18 protein-coding genes are annotated in these 21,186 nt (G+C 70.4%); 9 read left to right on the forward strand and 9 right to left on the reverse strand.

Features of this window, described 5'->3' with window-relative positions:
* Window positions 1-166: 166 nt before the first annotated feature.
* Both ON30_RS12045 and ON30_RS12050 read right to left on the reverse strand, forming a co-directional pair.
* The gene (locus ON30_RS12045) at window positions 167-1,240 is read right to left on the reverse strand and encodes a YncE family protein (protein WP_040706679.1); all 1,074 of its coding nucleotides are present in this window, start codon (window positions 1,238-1,240) and stop codon (window positions 167-169) included.
* A gap of 152 nt (window positions 1,241-1,392) precedes the next feature.
* Window positions 1,393-1,872 (reverse strand): nuclear transport factor 2 family protein, encoded by a 480-nt coding sequence (locus ON30_RS12050; protein ID WP_040706681.1) that lies wholly within the window; start codon window positions 1,870-1,872, stop codon window positions 1,393-1,395.
* A 171-nt stretch (window positions 1,873-2,043) separates the two neighbouring features.
* Between ON30_RS12050 and ON30_RS12055 the strand changes: the two genes are divergently transcribed.
* Window positions 2,044-2,331, forward strand: a complete 288-nt coding sequence (locus tag ON30_RS12055; RefSeq protein ID WP_051029218.1) for a three-helix bundle dimerization domain-containing protein — start codon at window positions 2,044-2,046, stop codon at window positions 2,329-2,331.
* A gap of 13 nt (window positions 2,332-2,344) precedes the next feature.
* Here the strand turns inward: ON30_RS12055 and hemC are convergent, their stop codons facing one another.
* From hemC to ON30_RS12070, 3 genes are all read right to left on the reverse strand, one after another.
* On the reverse strand, window positions 2,345-3,274 hold the full coding sequence (hemC, locus tag ON30_RS12060) for a hydroxymethylbilane synthase (RefSeq protein WP_040706683.1): 930 nt from the start codon (window positions 3,272-3,274) through the stop codon (window positions 2,345-2,347).
* Window positions 3,275-3,424: 150 nt separating this feature from the next.
* Window positions 3,425-5,119: an FAD-binding dehydrogenase gene (locus ON30_RS12065; protein ID WP_040706685.1), complete on the reverse strand. Its 1,695-nt coding sequence runs from the start codon at window positions 5,117-5,119 to the stop codon at window positions 3,425-3,427.
* Window positions 5,116-5,775 carry a TetR/AcrR family transcriptional regulator gene (locus tag ON30_RS12070; protein ID WP_040706687.1) on the reverse strand — a complete coding sequence of 220 codons (660 nt, stop codon included), beginning with the start codon at window positions 5,773-5,775 and terminating at the stop codon, window positions 5,116-5,118. The genes ON30_RS12065 and ON30_RS12070 overlap by 4 nt, the downstream gene beginning before the upstream one ends.
* 572 nt (window positions 5,776-6,347) lie before the next feature.
* On the opposite strand from ON30_RS12070, the gene ON30_RS39050 reads away from it, so the two are divergent.
* On the forward strand, window positions 6,348-6,566 hold the full coding sequence (locus ON30_RS39050; protein ID WP_157183706.1) for a hypothetical protein: 219 nt from the start codon (window positions 6,348-6,350) through the stop codon (window positions 6,564-6,566).
* Window positions 6,567-6,680: 114 nt separating this feature from the next.
* Window positions 6,681-7,319, forward strand: coding sequence for a cutinase family protein (locus tag ON30_RS12075; RefSeq protein ID WP_051029219.1), 639 nt, complete (start codon window positions 6,681-6,683; stop codon window positions 7,317-7,319).
* 106 nt (window positions 7,320-7,425) lie between these two features.
* Here the strand turns inward: ON30_RS12075 and ON30_RS12080 are convergent, their stop codons facing one another.
* The 3 genes from ON30_RS12080 to ON30_RS12090 form a co-directional block, all read right to left on the reverse strand.
* Window positions 7,426-8,706 (reverse strand): SDR family oxidoreductase, encoded by a 1,281-nt coding sequence (locus tag ON30_RS12080; protein WP_051029220.1) that lies wholly within the window; start codon window positions 8,704-8,706, stop codon window positions 7,426-7,428.
* A gap of 276 nt (window positions 8,707-8,982) precedes the next feature.
* Window positions 8,983-10,668: a bifunctional metallophosphatase/5'-nucleotidase gene (locus tag ON30_RS12085; RefSeq protein WP_051029221.1), complete on the reverse strand. Its 1,686-nt coding sequence runs from the start codon at window positions 10,666-10,668 to the stop codon at window positions 8,983-8,985.
* 102 nt (window positions 10,669-10,770) lie between these two features.
* A complete protein-coding gene (locus tag ON30_RS12090) occupies window positions 10,771-11,418 on the reverse strand; it encodes an MspA family porin (RefSeq protein ID WP_051029222.1) in 648 nt (215 codons plus the stop codon).
* A 238-nt stretch (window positions 11,419-11,656) separates the two neighbouring features.
* Here ON30_RS12090 and ON30_RS12095 point away from each other — a divergent pair, with 238 nt between their 5' ends.
* Both ON30_RS12095 and ON30_RS12100 read left to right on the forward strand, forming a co-directional pair.
* Complete coding sequence (locus ON30_RS12095) at window positions 11,657-12,220, forward strand: dTDP-4-dehydrorhamnose 3,5-epimerase family protein (RefSeq protein ID WP_040706754.1); 564 nt, start codon at window positions 11,657-11,659, stop codon at window positions 12,218-12,220.
* Window positions 12,221-12,532: 312 nt separating this feature from the next.
* Window positions 12,533-14,050 carry a sugar transferase gene (locus ON30_RS12100; RefSeq protein WP_040706689.1) on the forward strand — a complete coding sequence of 506 codons (1,518 nt, stop codon included), beginning with the start codon at window positions 12,533-12,535 and terminating at the stop codon, window positions 14,048-14,050.
* A gap of 31 nt (window positions 14,051-14,081) precedes the next feature.
* Here the strand turns inward: ON30_RS12100 and ON30_RS12105 are convergent, their stop codons facing one another.
* Window positions 14,082-16,013, reverse strand: a complete 1,932-nt coding sequence (locus ON30_RS12105; protein ID WP_040706690.1) for an acyl-CoA dehydrogenase family protein — start codon at window positions 16,011-16,013, stop codon at window positions 14,082-14,084.
* 155 nt (window positions 16,014-16,168) lie between these two features.
* Between ON30_RS12105 and ON30_RS12110 the strand changes: the two genes are divergently transcribed.
* The 4 genes from ON30_RS12110 to ON30_RS12125 all read left to right on the forward strand — a co-directional run bounded on the left by ON30_RS12110 (window position 16,169) and on the right by ON30_RS12125 (window position 21,126).
* The gene (locus ON30_RS12110; protein ID WP_040706692.1) at window positions 16,169-16,828 is read left to right on the forward strand and encodes a TetR/AcrR family transcriptional regulator; all 660 of its coding nucleotides are present in this window, start codon (window positions 16,169-16,171) and stop codon (window positions 16,826-16,828) included.
* Window positions 16,801-17,736: an ABC transporter ATP-binding protein gene (locus ON30_RS12115; protein ID WP_040706694.1), complete on the forward strand. Its 936-nt coding sequence runs from the start codon at window positions 16,801-16,803 to the stop codon at window positions 17,734-17,736. The genes ON30_RS12110 and ON30_RS12115 overlap by 28 nt, the downstream gene beginning before the upstream one ends.
* Window positions 17,733-19,367, forward strand: coding sequence for an ABC transporter permease (locus ON30_RS12120; RefSeq protein WP_040706696.1), 1,635 nt, complete (start codon window positions 17,733-17,735; stop codon window positions 19,365-19,367). Before ON30_RS12115 ends, ON30_RS12120 begins: the two co-directional genes overlap by 4 nt.
* A gap of 277 nt (window positions 19,368-19,644) precedes the next feature.
* Entirely contained in the window at window positions 19,645-21,126 is a 1,482-nt protein-coding gene (locus ON30_RS12125; RefSeq protein ID WP_040706756.1) for a threonine/serine exporter family protein, read from the forward strand.
* The last annotated feature ends 60 nt before the right edge of the window (window positions 21,127-21,186 follow it).

Consider the following 21,186-nt stretch of genomic DNA (forward strand, 5'->3'; position numbering starts at 1 on the left):
GCGGCCAGCGAGCGGGCGGCGGGCAGACCGAGTGCGGCGGTGTTCAGGTAGACGGTCTCGGGAGCGAATTCGCGCGGGGCCAGTGAGGTGCGAGGGGGCATGGTCCCAGCATCGTCGCGCGACCGCGACGGGTCCAGATCCGGTCGGCCGGAACTGGACCGCTCGGTCAGCTGGTGTAGGCGCCCAGGCCGGTGCCGGTCCCGGTGGCGATCGGCGCACCCGCGGGGCTGAAATCGGCGGCGGAGAACGGGATCAGCGTGCCCGGACGCGGTTCGGCGCGCAGGAAGGCGGGCAGGACCGCCTCGAAGCCGTTGGCGACCGTGGGCGTCAACGGACGCGGCTGCGGACCGAGGCTGCCCACGTACATCTTCGCGTCGTCGCCGGTGAACCCGATCGAGACCGGCGAATCCACCGCGACGGTGCGCACGACTTTGTCGGACGCGATGTCGATGACCTGCACGGCGTTCGCGCCCAGTGTGGCCACGAGCAGGTTCTCGCCGTCGGGACTGATCGCGCCCGCCACCGGCGCGCTGCCCGCCGGGAAGGAGATCGCCCCGGTGCGCCGCCAGGTCGCGGTGTCGATGAGCGAGACGTTGTCGCCGAGCACGTTCACCGAGTACAGGGTGCGCCCGTCGGGGGAGACGGCCGCCGCGTACGGGAGTGAACCGTCGATCTGGATGCGTTCGCCCAGTTGGAATCCGGACTCCGGATCGAAGGCGGCGGCGGTGGAGTCGGCGAAGACGGTGTAGAGGCGGCTGCCGTCGGGGGCGATGGCGGCGGCGAAGGGGACCGACGGCAGCGGCATCGACCGCAGCAGCGTGTCGGTGGTGGTGTCGATGACATCGATCGACGGGCGCGCGGTGAGGATGTAGACCCGGTCGCGCACGGGATCGGAGATCGGCTGGGCCAGACCGTCGGCGCCGGTGATCGGCACCCGCGTGGTGACCGCGTGGCTGGCGGTGTCGATGACCGCGATGTCGTTGCGGCCCAGCAGCGGCGGGTTGAACGACTGCACGTAGACCTTCGCGCCGTCGCGGGAGGCCGTCACGGCCGAGGCGTAGGGCCCCGCGCCGTCGACGCGCTGCACGACACGGTCGGCGGCGGTGTCGACCACCAGCACGGTGCCTTCGCCCACCACCGGCACGAAAGCGTGCGGGCCTGTCGGGTCGGCCGCCGCGTGCGGCGCGAACATCGTGAGCCCGACCGCGGTCAACGTGACCGCGATAGACCTGAGTGCCATCCCTCGACCCTTCCGTGCCTTCCGAATCCGGCGCAAGAGGTCACTATTGCCTGGAATCGTCACGGCCGCAACAGGTCGGCATATTCATGAGATATGTCGCACTGTGCCCGCGCGGGTTTCACCGCGCCGCCGCCGGGGCATCCGTGCGCGGTTCACGACGTCGGGGTCGCCCACATATTGCTCAGCAATCGATAACTGGGTGTATCGGAAAGTGCCTGTGACGATTCATATATGCGCCGGTAGCCGGTCTCGGCGATGCGCCAGGCGCCGTCGGCCTCGCGCCGGTAGCGGTCGGAGTAGTAGCCCGCGCCGCGGATGAGCACGCCGTACTCGGTGGCGATCACGGTGTCCTCGAAGGCCCACGACCCGGTCGCGGAATCCCCCTCGACGGCGATCTCGGGGTGGTGGGCGATGTGCACGGTGACGATCGCGGGGCCGAGATTGCCGCGCATGAAGTCGGTGATGGCCGCGCGCCCGTCGAATACCAGCGGTTCGCCCATCGCGTGGGTGCCGTATCGCCCGAGTGCGTCCTCGGTGAGGGTGTCGGCGAATTCGTCCCACCGCTTGAGGTCCAGTGTTTTGAAATAGCGGTATTTCAATTGACGGATGGCTTCGAGGTCGGCGAGCTCCATTCCGACAGCGTCGCACGCGCGCGCGACGCGCACAAGAACGTGTTCTAGTTTTCTCGCGGTGTGCGGGAGTGGTGAAGCCCGGGCGGGAGTGGGTACCCGGTCTGCGAGCGCGGGTCAGCCCCGCGCTCGACAGGTACGCACACACCCCGTCCGGTATGTCGAGGAGACATCGTGACCGAGAGCCCGGTCGAACCCGACCGCACCCACGCCGACCTGACCCTGGACCAGCGGGTCGCCCTCGAGGCGGCCGTCGATCGCCTCACGCGGGAATTCGCGGGCGTGGCCCGCGAGGACGTCATCAAGGACCTGCTCGAGGCCGCCTACGACCACATCGCCGATCACGCGAACTTCGACAACTTCGTGCCGTTGCTCGCCGAGCGCTACACCCGCGACTTGCTCGCGGCGGCCGCCGCCGAACCGGCGACCGACACCGAGGACAAGACCCACGCGCCGAACTGAGGCGCGGGACCGATCAGTGCGGAATCGCGTCGATGAGGGCCCGTGCCCCTTGGCGCAGCAGATCCGCTCCGACGAAGAAGCCCAGGGCCTGCGGGTCCTCGGGCACGCCCCAGTGCTGGGCGTCGAGCCACCGGGTGCCCGCGAGATCGAACACCTTGCCGTGCAGGGTGAGGCGCCCGGTGGCGTCGGTGCTCGCGTAACCGGCGATGGGGGAGTTGCAGTGGCCCTGCAACGCGTGCAGCATCGCGCGCTCGGCGTCGGCGGTGCGGTGGGTGGCCGGATCGTCCATGCGCGCGCCCAGTTCCAGCAGTTCGTCGTCGTCGCGGCGGCACTCCAACACGATCACGCCCGCGCCGATCGGCGGCAGCATCGTGTCCAGGTCCAGCGTCTCGGTGATCCGGTGCTGCTGCCCGACCCGGTGCAGACCCGACACCGCCGCGATCAGCACGTCGACGTAGCCCTCCTCGAGGCGGGCCAGACGGGTGTTGACGTTGCCGCGCAACGGTTTCACCGCCAGATGCGGGTAGTGCAACCGCAGCTGGGCGGTGCGGCGCACCGAACTGGTGCCGACCACGGTGCCCTCGGGCAGGTCCCGCAGCGGCGCGCCGGTGCGGGTGATCACCGCGTCGTGCACGTCGTCGCGGGCGAGGTAGCCGCTGAAGGCCAACCCCTCCGGCACCGGGATGTCACCGGGAATGTCCTTGAGGCAGTGCACCGCCAGGTCGGCCTCGTCGGCGAGTAGCGCGCGGTCGAGTTCCTTGACGAACGCGCCCTTGCCTCCGAGCTCGGCCAGATCGCCCATCCAGCGGTCGCCCGCGGTGGTCACCTTGACGAGCTCGCTCTCGACGCCGTGGCCGGCCAGTATCCCGGCGACCTGTTCGGCCTGGGCCACCGCCATGGGGCTGGACCGGGTGGCGATGCGAATGATCCGCGTACGCGACATGGTTCGGATGCTACCCGGCCCACGGCCTCGCGCGGCAGGGGGTCCGGTACCGACTGGGACAGCTCACACCGTACCGATCGGTTTGCCGGAAGGATGCCCGTCGCGCGCTGAATACCGTCCGCGCGCAACGGGTTTCCCGACTCCCGCGACCTACCCGGCCGCGCCCCGCGCGAGCCTGCTCGCCAGCGCCCGGCCCGCCGCGCGACCGGAGAAGATGCAGCCGCCGAGAAAGGTGCCCTCGAGCGCGTTGTAGCCGTGCACGCCGCCGCCGCCGAAACCCGCGACCTCCCCGGCCGCGTAGAGCCCGGGGAAGCGGGAACCGTCGGGGCGCACGACCTGCGAGTCCAGATCGGTCTGCAGACCGCCGAGGGTCTTGCGGGTCAAGATGTTGAGCCGCACCGCGATCAGCGGGCCGTGCGCCGGATCGAGCAGGCGGTGCGGTTTGGCCACCCGCCCCGCCTTGTCGCCGAAGTACTGGCGCGCGTTGGTGATCGCCATCATCTGGGCGTCCTTGCTGAACTTGTTGCCCACTTCGCGGTCCCTGGCGATGATCTGCCGTTCGACCTTCTCGTAGTCCAGTCGCGGACCGCGCGCGATCTCGTTCATCCCGTCGACGAGTTCGCGCAGGGTCTCGGCCACCACGAAATCCACGCCGTGGCGTTTGAAGTTCTCGACCGGTCCCGGCGCGCCCTTGGCCACCCGACTCTTGAGCGTGAGCTTGAGATCCTTGCCGGTGATGTCGGGATTCTGTTCCGACCCCGAGAGCGCGAACTCCTTCTCGATGATCGACTGGGTCAGCACGAACCAGGAGTAGTCGTGGCCGGTCGCCAGGATCGCCTTCATGGTCGTGTTCGTGTCGAAGCCGGGGAAGCACGGCGCGGGCAGCCGTCTGCCGTTCGCGTCCAGCCACAGCGAGGACGGTCCGGGAATGATGCGGATGGCGTGGTCGGGCCAGATCGGATCCCAGTTGTGGATGCCCTCGGTGTAGTGCCACATCCGGTCGCGGTTGACGAGCGCGCCGCCCGCGGCCTCGGTGATGCCCAGCATCCGGCCGTCCACGTGCGCGGGCACACCGGAGATCAGCGTGCTCGGGCAGGGGCCGAGGCGTTCGGTGGGCCAGTTGCGCCGGATCATCTCGTGGTTGTGGCCGATGCCGCCGGAGGTGACGACCACCGCTTTCGCGCGGAACTCGAAGCTCTCGCGCACCTCTCGCGAGGAGGCGACGCCGCGTTCGGCGTCGGAGTCGACCAGCACGCTGCCCGTGACGCCGACCACCGCGTCGTCCTCGACCACCAAATCGTCGACCCGGTGCCGGAAGGAGAACCGCACCAGGCCGCGCCGCTCGGCCGCCAGCACCGGTTCGGCGAACACCCGCACCACCTCCGGCCCGGTGCCCCAGGTGAGATGGAAGCGCGGCACCGAGTTGCCGTGCCCGTCGGCCAACGCGCCGCCGCGCTCGGCCCAGCCGACCAGCGGCGTGACCCGCAGGCCGAGTTCGTGCAGGTAGTCGCGTTTCTCGGTGGCCGCGAAATGGACGTAGGCGGCGGCCCACTGCCGCGCCCAGTGGTCCTCGTCGTCGCGGTCGAAGCCCGCCGAGCCCAGCCAGTCCTGCAACGCCAGTTCGTAGGAATCCTTGATCCCGAGGCGGCGCTGTTCGGGGCTGTCGACGAAGAACAGCCCGCCCAGCGACCAGAACGCCTGCCCACCGAGGTTGGCGCGGTTCTCCTGGTCCAGCACGTGCACCGTGCGGCCCGCCTTCGCCAGTTCGTGGGCCGCGACCAGGCCGGCCAGGCCCGCGCCGACGATGAGGACATCGGCCTCGGGGTGGGAGCTGCGATCGGTCATGTCCGTCCTTCGGGGGAGTGGGTGGCGCGTTCGGTGCTGTAGGCCAGCACGAGGTGGGTGAACAGATCCGTGCGTTCCCGCCGGATCGCGGGGTTCCCGGGTTCCATCAGGACCTGCGCGGTGGTGCCGTCGTGGACGGCGACCACGGCCCGGCCCAGCGCGGCGGGGTCGGCGACCTCGCGCCCGATCCGTTCCAGCGCGGCGACGACGGTCGGCATGAGCGCGGCCACGATCGCCTCCTCGCGGGCGGCCACCGCGCGGCGCAGGCCGGGGGTGCGCAGCGCGTGCGCGGTGAACTCGGCGCTGATCCGGAACCACGCCTCCTCGAGCGGGACGGCCCGCTCCAAGCGGTGCACGGCGTCGTGCACGTCGCGCACGCCGTCGGCGGCGATGTCCTCGAGCGCGGCGCGGACGTCGTCGAGCATGGCCGCCGAGCGCTGCTCCCAGAGCGCGAGGAACAGTTCGTCCAGCGAGCGGAAGTTGGAGTAGAACGCCCCGCGCGTGTAGCCGGCCCGGTCGCAGATCCGCTCGACCGAAGCGTGCCCGAACCCTTCGGCGGCGAAGACCTCGTAGGCCGCGCCCAGCAGGCGGGTGCGGGTCTCGGCGCGCCTGCGGGTGACACGGCGCGGTGCGGAGGGAACCGTGGGCGACGTCATCGCACCTCCTCGCACCGTGACCTTTCGATACAGAACTGTATCGGATACGAAAATGTATCATATCAGGGCCGGTCGTCGCCGCCGTTCGCGGAAATCTCCCCGGAAACGGCTTCGAGGCCACCCGTGGTACGGGGGCCTCGATGTCGGTGCCTCGTTTCCGGGGTTGCCGGGTCGGCGGAGGCGCGCCGGGAAGTGCCGCTGACTCAGAGAATGATCAAGCCGACCAGCGCCCACAACAAATTGACGGCGACCGCGGCCGCCGTGGAGCCGAGTCCGATGATGGCACTCATGGTGTCCCACTCCTTTCTCGCTCGAAGAAAATACCGACCTGTTTCAACTTGTACGGAAACGCGAAAGAGCGACGCGGCGTCAGCATACGACCGACAGAATCCTCGTCCGGTAGGCGGCGTCCTTGTCCTGGCGCGTCCTACCGTTTCACGGTAACACTTTCGAACGCCCTGGTCAGGACCCATTATCGCGGTCCCGCACCGCGAAAGATCTGATCACACCGATGCGATTCGGGATTACTCGGGTCCCTCGAACGACGCTACGGTATCGAGCGGAGTTATCCGGTGCGCGTCGAAATCGGAGATTCCGAACATATTTCCGTCGCGCGAATCGGGCGATTCACCGCGCTCGGCCGCGACCATTCTTCGCACGGCGCGGCCGCACCGAAAAGGGACATCGCGATGATCGGGCCGTATGCCGGTGCGGCGCAACGCGACTCGGCGCATCCCTTGCCGCACAACGATTGTGCGATGACCCGGCCTCGCTTCGGTCGCTTTCCTTGACCGGCCCCCGCGTCGTTCTTACCTTCGCGGATATGGCCGTACACGTTCCGGGCCACCGGGACCGACGGCTTCTCACAACGGCGTGAGTGGGTGATCACGATGACTGTTCGATCGATGCGTGTGTCCGAGAAGTGGCGTCCGCTGCGAGCTTTCGCGGTGGCGGTGCTGATCGCGGGAACCGCGACCCTGGGTGCGGCGGCCGCCGCGGCCGACTGCGCGACGACCGAGGTCGTCGTCGCCCGCGGCACCGGGGAACCCGGCGTGCTGGGCGCGGTGATCGGCGATCCGCTCTACGAGACGCTCACCGCCCGACTGCCGGGCGCGCTCACCGCGCACGCCGTGCGCTATCCGGCGAATCTGTTGGTGCCCACCTCGATCAGCGACGGCACCGCCGAGATGGCGCGGCACGTGATATCCGCCGCCGCGCACTGCCCGGATCAGCGGTTCGTCCTCGTCGGCTATTCCCAGGGCGCGATCGTCGTGCACGGCGTCCTCGGCACGCCCACGGTGACCGCGCTGCCCGGAACGCACACGCTGCCCGGGTCTTTCGAGTCCTCGATCGCGGCAATCCTGCTGTTCGGCGACCCGCTGGAAACCGTAGGGCCCGGCGTGCCCGCGCCTTACGCGCAACGCACCGGGCACTATTGCGCGGGCGGTGACCCGATCTGCGGCGCGGGCGTCGTCTCGGCGGCGCACACCGAGTACGGGTGGGCGATGGATTCGGCGGCCGACTTCGTCGCCGCTCGACTCTGAGCGCCCGAGACCCCCGCGTGGGAGGCCGCCTGCCGATGCCGGCGCAGGCCGGTCCGGCGATGCTGCGGGATCGGTAGGTGACCCCCGCGTGGGCAGTCGCCGGCCGCTACCGGCGCAGGCCGGGAACGATTCGGGCCATGCGGCCCGCCGGTCCCGGCATCGCCAGCAGCGGGCGCAGCATCGGCGCGAGCGCGGTGAGCGCGGAACTCTCCGGCACCACATCGGAGACCACGCCGTCACGCGGGGGCCGGAAGTCCTCGCCGTCGCGCACGAGGGTGAGCCTGCGGGTGCGCGAATGCGCGGCGGCGGGGCCGACGCCGGAGGAGGTTCCGCTGACCAAGGCCGTGCGACCGCGCGCGCCCTCGGTGCCGCGGCGGGCGCGGCGCGGGTCCAGGTGGTCGCGCCAGTAACGCCACAGCGTGGCCGCGTAGGAGTCGAAGGCGGGCGGTTCGATGCCGGTGCCGCGCAACTGGGCGCGGGTGGAATCGGAGATGAACCGCGCCGACGAACCGAGGTGCGGCGCGGCCGCGGCGGGCAGGCCGAGTCGCTCGAACACCAGGTCGCGCAGTGTGGTGACGCCCGGCAACTGGGTCAACGCGCCGAGGGTGGCGGCGCGGACCGGTAGGACGCCCGCCCCCGTGGGCGCGCCCGCCGCCGTGGCCAGCGCGCGGTAGATCGCCACGAAAGGCTGCGGTTCGGGATTGACCAGGTGGAAGGTGCGGCGCAGGAGACCGGGGCGGTGGACCAGAGCCACCACCGCTTCGGCGACGTAGTCGACCGGCACCACGTTGGTCGCGCCGAGATCGGGCAGCGGGATGGGCAGTTCGGCGGGCAGTCCGGCCAGCGCGCCGACCGCCGAGAAGAAGTGGTACGGACCGTCGATGCGATCCATCTCCCCGGTGCGTGAATCCCCGACCACGACGCCCGGTCGGTAGATCCGCCAGCGCGGCGCCCCGGATTCGCGCACCGCCCGTTCGGCGGCGAAGGTGGCGCGGTGCTGCCGGGAGGTCAGCTTCTGACCGAGGTCGAAATCCTCCTCGAAGAAGGTGCCCGCGTATTCGCCCGCGACCGCGATGGAGGACACGTGGTGCAGGAACGCGCCCGTGTTCCGGGCCAGGTCGAGCGCCGCCGCGGTGGCGCTCGCGTCGTCGGACGGGTCGTGCAGGGGGCCGAGATGGATGAGGTGGTCGACGCGCGGGGCATGGGCGCCGGTCAAGGCGAAGGCCCGCTCGCCGCCGCGCCATCCGGCGGCGAGGGCGTCGAAGTCGGATCTCTCGCGGGGATGCGTGCCGACGTGCACGATGGCGGCGGGATCGCGATCGAGCAGGCGCTGCACCACGCGCCGCCCCAGGAAGCTCGTTCCGCCCGTCACGATGTAGGAGACCATCGTCCCTCCTGCTGTTTCACTCGAACCGTGTGTCGGCGTGGGTGATCCGGCATGCGGCGGTGAATGCGGCCATCCGAGATTTCGGCACCGCGCGACGTGACAGCGGTCGGGGCCGAAAGTAGGAACACCTTCGTCCTGACTTATAGACAACTGTAATGGGCGCGCACGCGCCCGGGCAAATCCACAGGGCCTCGCTACGCTGTGGGAATGGTCACCGAGGCCCTGCGGAGAACGGTGTGTGTGACAACCGATTTCAGATAAATCGGCGGTGATCGGTCATTTCTTCTCCACCCGCGCCTTCGGCGCCCGCACCGTGGGACGGGTGGCCAGGAAGGACTCGAAGGCGTCCAGATCGGTGGGGCCGACCGTCTTGTCGGTGCCCTCGGTGAACACCGTGAACCCGTCGCCGCCCGCGGCCAGGAAGCTGTTGGTGCTCACCCGGTAGGTGGCCACCGGATTCAACGGTTGCCCGGCCACCCGCACACTGTCGGCGACCACCTTGTGTTCGGCGGGCGCGGAATCGACATAGGTGTAGCTCAGTCCGGCCGGGGACAGCACCGTCGGTTTGTTCGGGTCCTTCCACTGCTGTTCGAGCAGGCGCAGCAATTGCGCGCCGGTCAGCGTCACGGTGACCACCTGGTTGCCGAAGGGCTGCACGGTGAAGATGTCGCCGTAGGTGATCGCCCCCGGTTTCAGATCCGCGCGCACGCCACCGGGATTCATCAGCGCCGCGCCCGCGGCGGCGGGTTGGGCGGTGACGGTCAGCATCGCCTCCGCGATGACGCTGCCCAGCGGCGACTCACCCGCCGGATTAGGTTGGCGGGGCAGCGTGTCCGCGGCCGTGCCGACCACCCGCTTCGCGCGCGGGTTCGCCTGCTCGGCGTAGAAATCGATGAGCGCCTCGGTGGCGCTGTCGGGCGTGACCTCGCGGGTGACCACCCGGTTGACCGCCGACGCCCGCGCGGGACCGTCGCCGAAGCGCAGCGTGAGATCGGTGATCAGCCTGCCGTAGGAGGCCGCCTGACTGACCACTTTGCCCTCGATCGTGCAGACGTAGGACTGGTGGGAGTGCGCGGTGAAGATCGCCCGCACGGCGGGGTCGGCGCCGGTCGCCAACGTCGTGACTTCGGGACTCATGTCCGCGCAGCCGTTGTAGTCGGGGTCGGCCGCGCGCTGCGCGCCGCCGTCGTGGACCAGCGCCACGATCGCCTCGGCACCCGCCGCGCGCATCGCGGGCACGGCGGCGTTGATCGCCGCGACCTGATCGCCGAAGGAATAGCCGCGGATGCCCTCGGGCATCACGATCTGCGCGGTCTCCCTGGTGACGGTGCCGACGACGCCGATCTTGCGTCCGCCGACCCCGAGCATGGTCCACGCCCGCAGGCCGGGCGGCAGGTGTCCGGTCGTGTCGGTGACGTTGGCCGCGAGATAGGGGAACTTCGCCCCGGTGAACGGCGCGCCGGGCGAGCACCCCTCGGGTGCGCATCCGCCGCCCTGGATTCGGCTCAATTCGAGCACGCCGTCGTCGAATTCGTGATTGCCGACCGCCGAGGCCGCCACCCCGACCGAATTCAGGAACGAGATGGTCGGCTCGTCGTGGAACAGCGCCGACACCAGCGGGCTCGCGCCGATGTTGTCACCGCCCGCCACCACCGCGGAGGCGGGGTAGGCGGCCTTCAACCGGGCCAGATGGGTGGCCAGGTAGGCCGCGCCGCCCGCGTCGTGGCCCGCGATCCGGCCTGCCGAACCCTGTGGCGGTTCGAGATTGCCGTGCAGGTCGTTGAAGCCGAACAGGTGGATCTCGTCGGGGCGGGACTCGAGCAGGTCGTCGGTGGACACGAGGGGAACGTCGGCCGAACTCGCGGTCGGCGCGGCGGGATCGCTGCCTGCGGAGCAACCCGCGAGCAGTGTGAGAGTGAGGAATCCGAGGAAGATGCGGGCGATGGGGCGACTCGCGCTCATGGCACCGACTTTCCCATGTCCGGCGGCCGCGCGCAGCACCGATCGGCGCGCCGCCCGCCCACTCGGTTCCGCTGCGGTGGAACCGGGTGGGCGGGCGGCGACTCAGATCGACCAGGTCCGCCCGTAGGTGATGACGGTGTCGCCGTTGGCGCTGACGATCCGGACGAACGGACGGATGTTGGTCGGTCCGAACACGCCGGTCACCGTGCCGTGGAAACCCGCCATCCGGATGAATCCCGAGGTGCCGGAGATATCGCCCGCGGCGCACTCGAAACTCTGGATGCCGGGGCCGAAGCCCACCTCGAGTTCCACGCCCGCCTTGGGGATCAGCGAGTCGATCTCGAGCAGGCCGCCGTCGGCGCCGCCGAGGTCGACCCCGAGTCCCGGTGTGGAGTACTGGAAACGCAGTCGCCCGGTGACCGTGGCCGGGTAGCCGACCTGGTAGCCCAGGGTGATGCGGCCGTGCCAGTTCTCGGCGTCGGGGCCGGTGACCTGGAAGGCCGCCGCGCCGTCGTGGAACCATTCGCGGGTCAGCGGATTACCGTCCAGGGGCGGCACGAAGTCGATCCGGGTGTCGGCCTGCACGGCCTCGACGGTGCGTCCCGCGCTGTCGAGGATGACGGTGCTGGAGTCGACGCCCGCCGCGGCGGGTCCGGCGCTCAGGACCGGGCCGCAGACCAGGACGGCGGTCGCGGCGACGATCCGTACGCTCCGCGCGCCACGCGCGCGGAGCCGATGGGTAGCCCTCATCAGGTGTTCTCTCTGTATGTCGGCACGCGCGCCCGCAAGTGGACGTGGTGCGCGCAGGTGTGGCGGTGGTGATGTGTCCCGCAGTCCTACCAGTCGCGGCGTGCGCGGCGGGTTACCGAGGTGTTGCGGGGCGGCGAATTCGAGTGCGCGGAAGGGGACGAGGTGTCCGATTCGCGGTGGTCCGCGGGACCGGAACCGGCCCGTGGCGGGGGTGGGTTTCTCGTGGCAGGATGTCGCGGTGCGTATCGAGCAGACCGAGCTCGCCGATGTTCTCGAGCTGATTCCTCGGCCTTTCCACGACGACCGCGGCCTGTTCACCCGGACCTTCGACGCGGAGATCTTCGACGAGCACGTCGGCGTGCCCGGGGCGAGCGCGGCCTTCGTGCAGGATTCGCAGTCCCGCTCGGCGCGCGGGGTGATCCGCGGGATGCACGGGCGCTCGGGGCGCGGCGAGGCCAAACTCGTGCGCTGCGCCCACGGTGCGATCCACGACGTGCTGGTCGACATCCGTCCCGGCTCCCCGACGTTCGGCCGCACCCAGGCGTTCCGACTCGACGACGTCGACTTCCGCCACCTGTTCGTGCCGCCGGGATTCCTGCACGGGTTCCAGGCGCTCACCGCGACCGCCGACGTGTGCTACCGGATCGATCGGCCGCACGATCCCGCCGAGGATGTGGCCGTGGCCCACGACGATCCCGATCTCGCCCTGGAATGGCCGCTGCCGGTGAGTGCGATCTCCGCGCGCGACGCCGCCGCCGGGAGCTGGGAGCAACTGCTGCGCACCGTCTGGCAGGGACGCTGAAGTCTCGCGCCATCCGTGCCGCTCCCCCTCCGGAGTCTCCGCTGGGCGGTGGCCGCCCGTCTCGACGTCGTCGCCGAGAAGGCCGACGTTACACCGGTCGCGCACCGGGGGAGGACCCGACAGCCACCCCCGGGCAAATCCGTGTAATACTCTGTGGCCCTTGTCATCAGATGTGTGGATCGTGATGTTCTCTGTAACAATCGTCTCGTGGATGCCGAATGACCGAGCACCCAGGGTGATCATTTCGTGCCGGGGGGACCGATCGACGGGGATCGGGGGCGACATTTCTCTCCCAGGGGGAGGTACGTATTCATGAGCCACGAGCTCACCGACGGCGACGAGAGCGCGCCGTTCGCGGTCCCGCCCGCGCTCGCGCCGCGCACCACCCGTGAACGGTGGCAGGCCGAATTCGGCAAGCGCTTGGAGGCAACGGATTTCGTCGTCGTCACCGTCGCGGTCGGATTGGCCCAGGTGATCCGCTTCGGCGGCCCCGCCGCGCCGCCGCTGGCCTGGTCACTGCCCTACGAGGTCGGCTACACCGTGGTCTCGGCGCTGCTGGTGGTGGCCTGGATGACCTTGCTGCTGGTCGGCAGCACGCGCTCGCCGCAGGTGATCGGCGTCGGCACCGAGGAGTACCGCCGCCTGGTCTCGGCGACGCTGCGCCTGTTCGGCGCGCTGGCCATCATCGCGTTGATCTTCCAGATCGAGTTCGCCAGAGGGTATCTGGCGATCGCCCTGCCGCTGGGTCTGCTGGGCCTGATGGTCAGCCGGTTCGGGTGGCGGATGCACGCCAGGTCGCGGCGACGCATCCGCGACGACTACCTGACCGATGTCCTGGTGGTCGGCCCGCCCGAAGCCGCCCAGGCGATGGCCACCGCGTTCTCCGACGACCCGAACTCCGGCTACCGCGTCGTGGGCGTGTGCATGCCGGAGGGCATCGCGGGCACCGTGCGCCGGGGCGTGCACGCTTCGGGACGGGCCGTATCCCTGTTCGGTGACGACCGCTCGGTGCTGGAGGCGGTGCGCCGCAGCGGCGCCGACACCGTCGCGGTGAGCGCCACCGACTACCTCGGTCCCGTCGAACTGCGCCGCATGGCCTGGGAACTGGACCCGCTCGGCGTCGACCTGATCGTCGCGCCGGGTGTCGTCGACATCTCCGGAACCCGCCTGACCAACCGCCTGGTGGCGGGCATGCCGATGTTGCACATCGCCAAACCGCGGTACGACCGCGCCACCTCCACCGGCAAGGCGGTCTTCGACGTGTGCTTCGCGCTGGCCGTCCTGCTGGCCATCGCCCCGGTGCTGGTCCTGATCGCGATCGCGGTCAAGCTGACCAGTCCCGGCCCCGTCTTCTACCTGTCCGAACGCATCGGCATCGACGGCAAGCCGTTCCGGATGATCAAGTTCCGCAGCATGTACCGCGACGCCGACCGGCAGGCGGCCGCGCTCATCGAGCGCAGCGGCGTCACCCCGGTCTTCTTCAAGATGAAGGACGATCCGCGGGTCACCCCGGTCGGCCGGGTCATCCGCAAGTTCAGCCTCGACGAACTCCCGCAGTTCCTCAACGTGCTGCGCGGGGACATGTCGGTGGTCGGCCCGCGCCCGCAGGTGCAGCGCGAAGTCGACTCCTACGACGGCGACATGCGCCGCCGCCTGCTGGTCAAGCCCGGTGTGACGGGCCTGTGGCAGGTCAGCGGACGCTCGGACCTGTCGGTGGAGGATTCGGTGCGGTTGGACCTGTCCTACGTCGAGAACTGGTCGATGGTGCTGGATCTGCTGTTGATCGCCAAGACCATCGGCGCGGTGGCCCGCGGGGAAGGGGCCTACTGACCACCGCGCCCGAGGTCTCGGATGCGGCGGATCAGCGCCGGTCGTAGACGCTCGCGTCGTCGAGCAGCGCGGCCCGCAGCATCGATTCCGGCACGCCCAACGCCTCGACCAGCGTCAGGGCCTGCGGGCGCAGTCGGTCCACCAGTTCGTTGACCCCGCGCCGCACGGCCTTGGCCCGCTCCACCGACATGAACCGGTGCATGATGAACCAGGCCGAGTTCTCCTCGAGCATCGAGTAGACGAACAGGTCGCACACATCGCTGGCCAGCGCGCGCGCCTCGGGGTCCTCGATATCGCCGATGCCGTCGATGAACGCCTCGAGCACCAGACGGTCGATATGCGCGGAACCGGCGGCCAGGATGTGGTCCTGGGCGTTGTTGAACGCCTCGAACGGGCCGGTCTCCTGGGCGCGGGCGCGCAGGCGGTGCGCTGCGGTGCGGGTCAGGTAGTCCTCGCGGTCGGCGAACAACTGCAACTGCACCGACCGGCGCGACAGGTCGCCCTCGTCCACCGATTCGTCGCCCCGGTCGCGCATGGTCTGGATCATCTGGCGCACGCCCGAGCGTTTGCGGACCACGTCACCGGCCATGGTGGCGGCGAAGCGGACCCAGCCCAGCGCGTCGAGGTCGCGGACCTCGTCGGCGTAGGCGGTCAGCAACTCCTTGGCGACCAACTGGGTCAGCACCACGTTGTCACCTTCGAAGGTGGTGAACACGTCGGTGTCGGCCTTGAGGGTGACCAGGCGGTTCTCGGTCAGATAGCCCGCGCCGCCGCACGCCTCGCGGCACTCCTGGATGGCCCGGGTGGCGAAACGTGTCTGAGCCACCTTGAGACCGGCCGCCCGCTTCTCCAACGCGCGCTGGGCCTCGGGATCGAGATTCTGGCCGGTCTGGATCAGGTGCATCCGGCGGACCAGGTCGTTCTGCGCGAAGGCCAGGGCGAAGGACCGCGCGACCAACGGCAGCAGCCTGCGCTGATGGCTGCGGTAGTCCAGCAGCACGGTCTCCTCGCCGGTGTCCGGGTCCGAGAACTGCCTGCGCTTCAGCGCGTAGCGCACCGCGATGCTCAGCCCGACCCGCGCGCCCGCCGCCGCCGCGCCGCCGACGCTGACGCGCCCGCGCACCAGGGTGCCGAGGGTGACGAAGAACCGCCTGCTCGGATTCTCGATCTCGGAGGTGTAGGCGCCGTCGGGTTCGACGTCGGCGTAGCGGTTGAGCAGGTTCTCGCGCGGGATGCGGACCTGGTCGAAACTGATGCGCCCGTTGTCGACGCCGAGCAGTCCGCCTTTGAGGCCGTCGTCGGAGGTGGTGACGCCGGGCAGGTCCGAGCCCTGTTCGTCGCGGATCGGGACCAGCAGGCAGTGCACGCCCCGGTTCTCCCCGCCGGTGATCAACTGGGCGAAGACCGCCGCCATCCGGGCGTGCTCGGCCGCGCCGCCGATGTAGTCCTTGCGCGCCGAGGGCGTCGGGGAGTGGATGACGAATTCCTCGGTGGCCGGATCGTAGGTCGCGGTCGTCTCGACGTTGGCGACGTCGCTGCCGTGCCCGGATTCGGTCATCGCGAAACAGCCGAGTAGGTCCAGGCTGATCAGTTGTCTGATGTAGTCGCGGTGGCGTTCGGTGCCGAGATTCTCCACGGCTCCGCCGAACAGCCCCCACTGCACACCGGCCTTCACCCACAGCGACAGGTCGGCGTAGGCGAGCATCTCGAGTCCGGTGACGGCGGCGCCCGGTTCGCCGGTGCCCCCGTTCTCCCGGCGGAAACCGCGTTCGGGATAGCCCATCGCCGCGATCTCGCGCATCTGGTTCAGCACCCGGGCGCGGGCGGCCTTGTAGTCCAGGGCGGGATCGCCGGTGAACTGCTCACCCGCGAGTTGGGTGCGGGCCTGCTCGCGCACGTCGCGCCAGGGGCCGTCGAGTGCCGCACGAAGGTGTTCTGCCGTCGATGAGCTGCCGGTATCCATACCCCGACGATAGCCCCGTGCGCGCGGGGCAAACCGTGAGCGCGGCAACTGTGACGTAAGGCCGGCTCCCGCGCCACGGGCCTCTTGCCCCGATGCTGAACACGTGTTTAACATATTGAACATGCGTTCAAACCCCCTTCCGCCGGGCGGCTGAGATGGCCGCCCCCGATCCCGCCGACCTCAGCACCGCCGCCCGCATCCGCGACGCGGCGATCGATGTCTTCGGCGAACACGGCTTCCGGATCGGGGTGCGCGCCATCGCCGCCGCGGCGGGCGTATCGCCGGGCTTGGTCAACCACCACTTCGGCTCCAAGGACGGCCTGCGGGCGGCCTGCGACGAACGCGTGCTCGAGATCATCAGGATCGAGAAGAGCAAGGCGATCAGCACGCCCGGCCCCGCGGGCATGCTCGACGCGCTCGCCGAGATCGAGGTCTACGCGCCGGTCGTGGCCTATGTACTGCGCAGCTTCCAGGCCGGCGGCACGCTGGCCGCCGCACTGCTCGAGCACATGATCGATGACGCCGAGAATTACATGCAGGACGCGGTGGCCGCGGGCACGCTCAAACCGAGCCGCGACCCCGCCGCGCGCGCCCGCTACATCGTGTTGTGCCACGTCGGGGCCATGAACCTGTTCATCCAACTACGCGCACCGGGGGCCGGGAAGCTCGATCACCGCGCGGTGATCCGCGAATTGGCCGAGGTGACCACCTTCCCGGCGCTCGAACTCTATACCCAGGGCATGTTGACGGACTCGTCACTGCTCGACGCCTTCCTCGAGGAGAAGAAATGGCCGAAGCAACCACCGACCCCGTGATCGAGATCGCCGGTCTGGGTAAACGATTCGGGCACGTCGCGGCGCTGGACGGTCTGGACCTGACCGTCGCCGAGGGCGAGATCCACGGCTTCCTCGGCCCCAACGGGGCGGGCAAGTCCACCACCATCCGGGTCCTGCTGGGCATCCTGCGCGCCACCGAGGGGCGGGCGCGACTGTTCGGCCGCGACCCGTGGACCGACGCGGTGCGATTGCACCGCGAACTCGCCTACGTCCCGGGCGATGTCACGCTGTGGCCGTCGCTGTCGGGCGGGGAGACCATCGACCTGCTGGCCCGCATGCGCGGCGGCATCGACACCGCCCGCCGCGACGAACTGATCGAACGGTTCGACCTGGACCCGCGCAAGAAGGCGCGCACCTACTCCAAGGGCAACCGCCAGAAGGTCGCGCTGGTCTCGGCCTTCGCCTCCGACGTGCGGTTGCTGCTGCTCGACGAACCCACCTCGGGCCTGGATCCGTTGATGGAGAAGGTGTTCCGCGAGTGCACGGTGGAGGCCCAGCGGCGGGGGACCACCGTGCTGCTGTCGAGTCACATCCTGTCCGAGGTCGAGGCGCTGTGCGATCGGGTGACCATCATCCGGGCGGGCCGCACGGTGGAGAGCGGTTCGCTCGCGGACATGCGGCACCTCTCGCGCACTTCCATCACCGCCGAATTGCTCGGCGACCCCGGCGATCTGGGCCGCGTGGCCGGTGTCGAGGACATCCAGCGCGACGGCGCGACGCTGCGCTGCCAGGTCGACGGCGAACACCTGGGCGAGTTGATCCGGATCCTGGGCGACACCGGCGTGCGCAGCCTGACCAGCGCGCCGCCCACCCTCGAGGAGCTGTTCCTGCGGCACTACCACGTGGACCAGGACGCGCCCGCCGACGCCGAGAAGGTGCGGGCATGACCACCGCCACCGCCGAGAGGTTCGACAGCGCACCGGGTTTCGTTCTCGGCGCCGATTTCGCCGGCACCGGGCGGATGCTGCGGCTGTTCCTGCGCCGCGACCGCGTGGTGGGGCCGCTGTGGGTGCTGGCCTTCGGGCTGCTGCCCACCTTCTATGTGGCCAGTACCACCGGGGTGTACGACACCGACGCCGCGCGCGCCGACTACGCGGCCTCGATCATGGACAGCCCGGCACTGGTCGCCATGTACGGTCCGGTGTTCGGCACCGACATCGGCTCGATCGGCCTGTGGAAGGCCGGGCCGTTCTACGCGCTGATCGGCATCGCCACCATCCTCACCGTCATCCGGCACACCCGGGTCGAGGAGGAGACCGGTCGCGCCGAACTGCTCGGGGCGACCAGCGTCGGGCGCTACGCCGGGCTCACCGCCGCGCTTGCGCTGACCGCCGCGGGATGCGCGCTGGTCGCGATCCTGGCCGCCGCCGCGTTGGCGGCCGACGGACTGCCCGTCGCCGGGTCGGTGGCCTACGGGCTGACCCTCGGCCTGTCCGGTCTGGCGTGGGCGGGGATCGCGGCGGTCGCCGCGCAGGTGAGCACCGGCGCGCGGGTCGCGCGCGGGATCGCCTTCGGCGCGCTCGGCGCGGCCTTCGCGATCCGCGCGGTCGGCGACGCGGGCAACGGCGTGCTGTCCTGGTTCTCACCGCTGGGGTGGTGTATCAACATGCGGCCCTTCGCCGACGAGCGCTGGTGGGTGCTGCTGCCGCTGGTCGCGCTCGCGGTCCTCGCGGTCGCCGCCGCCTACCTGCTGCTCGACCGCCGTGACCTCGGTTCGGGGCTGATCGCCGAGCGTCCCGGGCCGTCGGCGGCGGGCCCCGGGCTGTCCGGTCCGCTGGGTCTGGCCTGGCGACTGCACCGCGGCTCGCTGCTGGCCTGGTCGATCGGCTTCCTGCTCTACGGCCTGCTCGTCGGCGGGGCCATCGACAGCGTCGGCGACATGCTCGAGGACAGTCAGGGCCTGGTGGACACGGTCACCCGGATGGGCGGGTCCGATGTGCTCCAGGATTCGTTCCTCACCTTCGCCGCGTCGTTCCTGGCGCTGGCGGCGGCGGCCTATTCGATCTCGGCCGTGCTGCGCCTGCACGAGGAGGAGAACAGCCACCGCGGCGAGACCGTGCTCGCGGGCGCGGTCAGTCGCGGGCGCTACGCCCTGGCCCACGTCGGGACGGCGTTACTGGGCTCCGCGCTGCTGCTGGTGGTGGCGGGCACGGCGATCGGCGTCGTGTACGGCGCGATGCACGGCGACCTGCCGGGCAAGCTCGGCGACAGCCTCGGCGCGGCCCTGGTCCAGGTGCCCGCGGTCTGGGTGGTGACCGGTGTCGCGGTGGCCCTCTACGGCCTGGCGCCTCGTTTCGCCCCGGTCGCCTGGGGCGTGCTCAGCGCCATGCTGGTGGTCTTCTTCCTCGGCGCGCTGGACGGGTTGCCGCAATGGGTGCTGGACACGGTGCCCTTCGTGCACCCGCCGAAGGTGCCGGGCGCGCCGATGACCTGGACGCCGATCCTGTGGCTGCTCGCGGTGGCGGCGCTGCTGTGCGTCGTCGGGTTCGCGGGCTTCCGCTGCCGCGACCTGCGCTGAGTCGCCGCCCCATGCCGAATCCGTGTGTGTCGTAAGCGTGTTCGCGCGCACCGACGGACCGGTCGGATCGGCGCGATGCGATTCTCGTCACAGCGTCGACACCCGTGCTGACCGGGGCCTGTGCGGGAACCCGGGGTGAGTGACTAACTTCGCGAGCATGGGTTCCGAAGTACTCTCGGTGGTGGACGAGGCGATCCCGCAGACCGAAACCGGTCGCCGCGGCAGACTGTGGCCGCGCAGACTCCTGCGCGTCCCGGTGGTGACCCAGGCGGTCGGCATGCTCGTCGCCGACCGGCAGGCCACCGCCGACAGCATCGTCTCCGCGCCGACTCCGCTGCAACCGATCGACCTGACCGACGACGCCCGCGTCGCCGAAGTGCTCGATCTGGCGGTACGCGTCGGCGAGGTGGTGCTGGCCTCGGGAACGGGCGTGATCGACACCACCGCCCAGGTCCGCTTCATCGCCGCCACCTACGGGCTGGCCCGCTGCGATATCGACGTCACCTACGACGCCATCCGCATCTGGGCCGACCGGGGGCCGCGACTACCACCGGCCAGCACCATGCGCGTCGTGCACTACCGCGCCATGGACTTCACCCGGCTGGCCGCGGTGGACCGGCTCACCCGGCGCATCCGCACCCAGGTGGTGCCGCCCGAGGACGCGCGCGAGGCGCTGGACGCCATCGTCGCCGCGCCCCACCCCTATCACCGCTGGGCCGCCACCTTCGCGTGGTCGCTGCTGGCCGCGGCCATCGGCGCGCTGCTCGGCGGCGGCTGGCTGGTCGCGCTGGTCAGCTTCGCGGCCACCGCCGCCATCGACCGCGTCAACCGGGTGCTCAACCGCTACGGGCTCCCGTTCTTCTTCCAGCACATGGCAGGCGGCGTGGTCGCGGCCAGTCCGGCGATCGTGCTGTCCACCCTGGCCGAACCGCTCGGTCTCGCGGTCGACCCGACGCTGATCATCGCGGCCGGGATCACCGTGCTGCTCAGTGGTCTGCAACTGGTCGGCGCGGTCCAGGACGCCATCACCGGCGCGCCCATCACCGCCTCGGCGCGCCTGCTCGAGGTCATGATGATGACCGGCGGCATCGTCGCGGGCATCGTGCTGGCGCTGCGGCTGGCCCAGGTCGTCGGCGCGACCGTCCCCGCGATCGACATGGTCTCCGGCCGCGACATCACCGATCTGCCCGTCAAACTCGTCGCGGGCGCGGTGGCCGCGTTCGCCTTCGCGCTGGCCTGCTACGCGGAGAAACGCGCGCTGGCCGCGGCGGCGTTCGGCGGCGCGGCGGGCATCATCGTCTACCTGCTGGTCGAACACGCCGGCTTCGGACCGGTGGTCTCCTCCGGCGTCGCGGCCACCGTCGTCGGCCTGGCGGGCGGTCTGATGGCCCGCCGCGCGCTGACGCCGCCGCTGGTCGTCGCGGTCGCGGGCATCACGCCGCTGCTGCCCGGTCTGAAGGTCTATCGCGGGCTGTACGCGCTGCTCAACGACGAAGTGTTGCTCGGCATGAACCAGTTGCTCTCGGCGTTCGGCATCGGCTGCGCGCTCGCGGCGGGCGTCACCCTCGGCGAATGGTTCGACCGCTCCCAGTTGCGTCCGCGGATCCTGCGCCGCTTCGGTTCGCTGCGCAGGCCGACCGTGCGCAGACGCAGGCGACTGTCGCTGGTGCGCGAGAACCGCCCGCCGACCCAGGGCCGCCGCACCGCCAAGCGGTCGACCGGACCGGGCGGTCGGCCCGATGCGCCGCGTGCCGACTGAACGAGGCCGGTGAACGACGGAGCGCCGCATCCCCGCTCCGGATTCCGGTATCGTTGTGCC

Origin of the sequence: Nocardia takedensis NBRC 100417, assembly GCF_000308695.1 — a bacterium.
In the GTDB taxonomy this organism is placed as follows: domain Bacteria; phylum Actinomycetota; class Actinomycetes; order Mycobacteriales; family Mycobacteriaceae; genus Nocardia; species Nocardia takedensis.

Coding starts and splice junctions, on each gene's coding strand:
- ON30_RS12070 (WP_040706687.1), bottom strand. CDS start 5,775: ATGACGTCGCCCACGGTTCCCTCCGCACCGCGCCGTGTCACCCGCAGG.
- ON30_RS12125 (WP_040706756.1), top strand. CDS start 19,645: ATGCTCGTCGCCGACCGGCAGGCCACCGCCGACAGCATCGTCTCCGCG.
- hemC (WP_040706683.1), bottom strand. CDS start 3,274: ATGTCGCGTACGCGGATCATTCGCATCGCCACCCGGTCCAGCCCCATG.
- ON30_RS12085 (WP_051029221.1), bottom strand. CDS start 10,668: ATGAGCGCGAGTCGCCCCATCGCCCGCATCTTCCTCGGATTCCTCACT.
- ON30_RS12050 (WP_040706681.1), bottom strand. CDS start 1,872: ATGGAGCTCGCCGACCTCGAAGCCATCCGTCAATTGAAATACCGCTAT.
- ON30_RS12100 (WP_040706689.1), top strand. CDS start 12,533: ATGAGCCACGAGCTCACCGACGGCGACGAGAGCGCGCCGTTCGCGGTC.
- ON30_RS12080 (WP_051029220.1), bottom strand. CDS start 8,706: ATGGTCTCCTACATCGTGACGGGCGGAACGAGCTTCCTGGGGCGGCGC.
- ON30_RS12110 (WP_040706692.1), top strand. CDS start 16,169: ATGGCCGCCCCCGATCCCGCCGACCTCAGCACCGCCGCCCGCATCCGC.
- ON30_RS12105 (WP_040706690.1), bottom strand. CDS start 16,013: ATGGATACCGGCAGCTCATCGACGGCAGAACACCTTCGTGCGGCACTC.
- ON30_RS12075 (WP_051029219.1), top strand. CDS start 6,681: ATGCGTGTGTCCGAGAAGTGGCGTCCGCTGCGAGCTTTCGCGGTGGCG.
- ON30_RS12090 (WP_051029222.1), bottom strand. CDS start 11,418: ATGAGGGCTACCCATCGGCTCCGCGCGCGTGGCGCGCGGAGCGTACGG.
- ON30_RS12045 (WP_040706679.1), bottom strand. CDS start 1,240: ATGGCACTCAGGTCTATCGCGGTCACGTTGACCGCGGTCGGGCTCACG.
- ON30_RS12065 (WP_040706685.1), bottom strand. CDS start 5,119: ATGACCGATCGCAGCTCCCACCCCGAGGCCGATGTCCTCATCGTCGGC.
- ON30_RS12115 (WP_040706694.1), top strand. CDS start 16,801: ATGGCCGAAGCAACCACCGACCCCGTGATCGAGATCGCCGGTCTGGGT.
- ON30_RS12120 (WP_040706696.1), top strand. CDS start 17,733: ATGACCACCGCCACCGCCGAGAGGTTCGACAGCGCACCGGGTTTCGTT.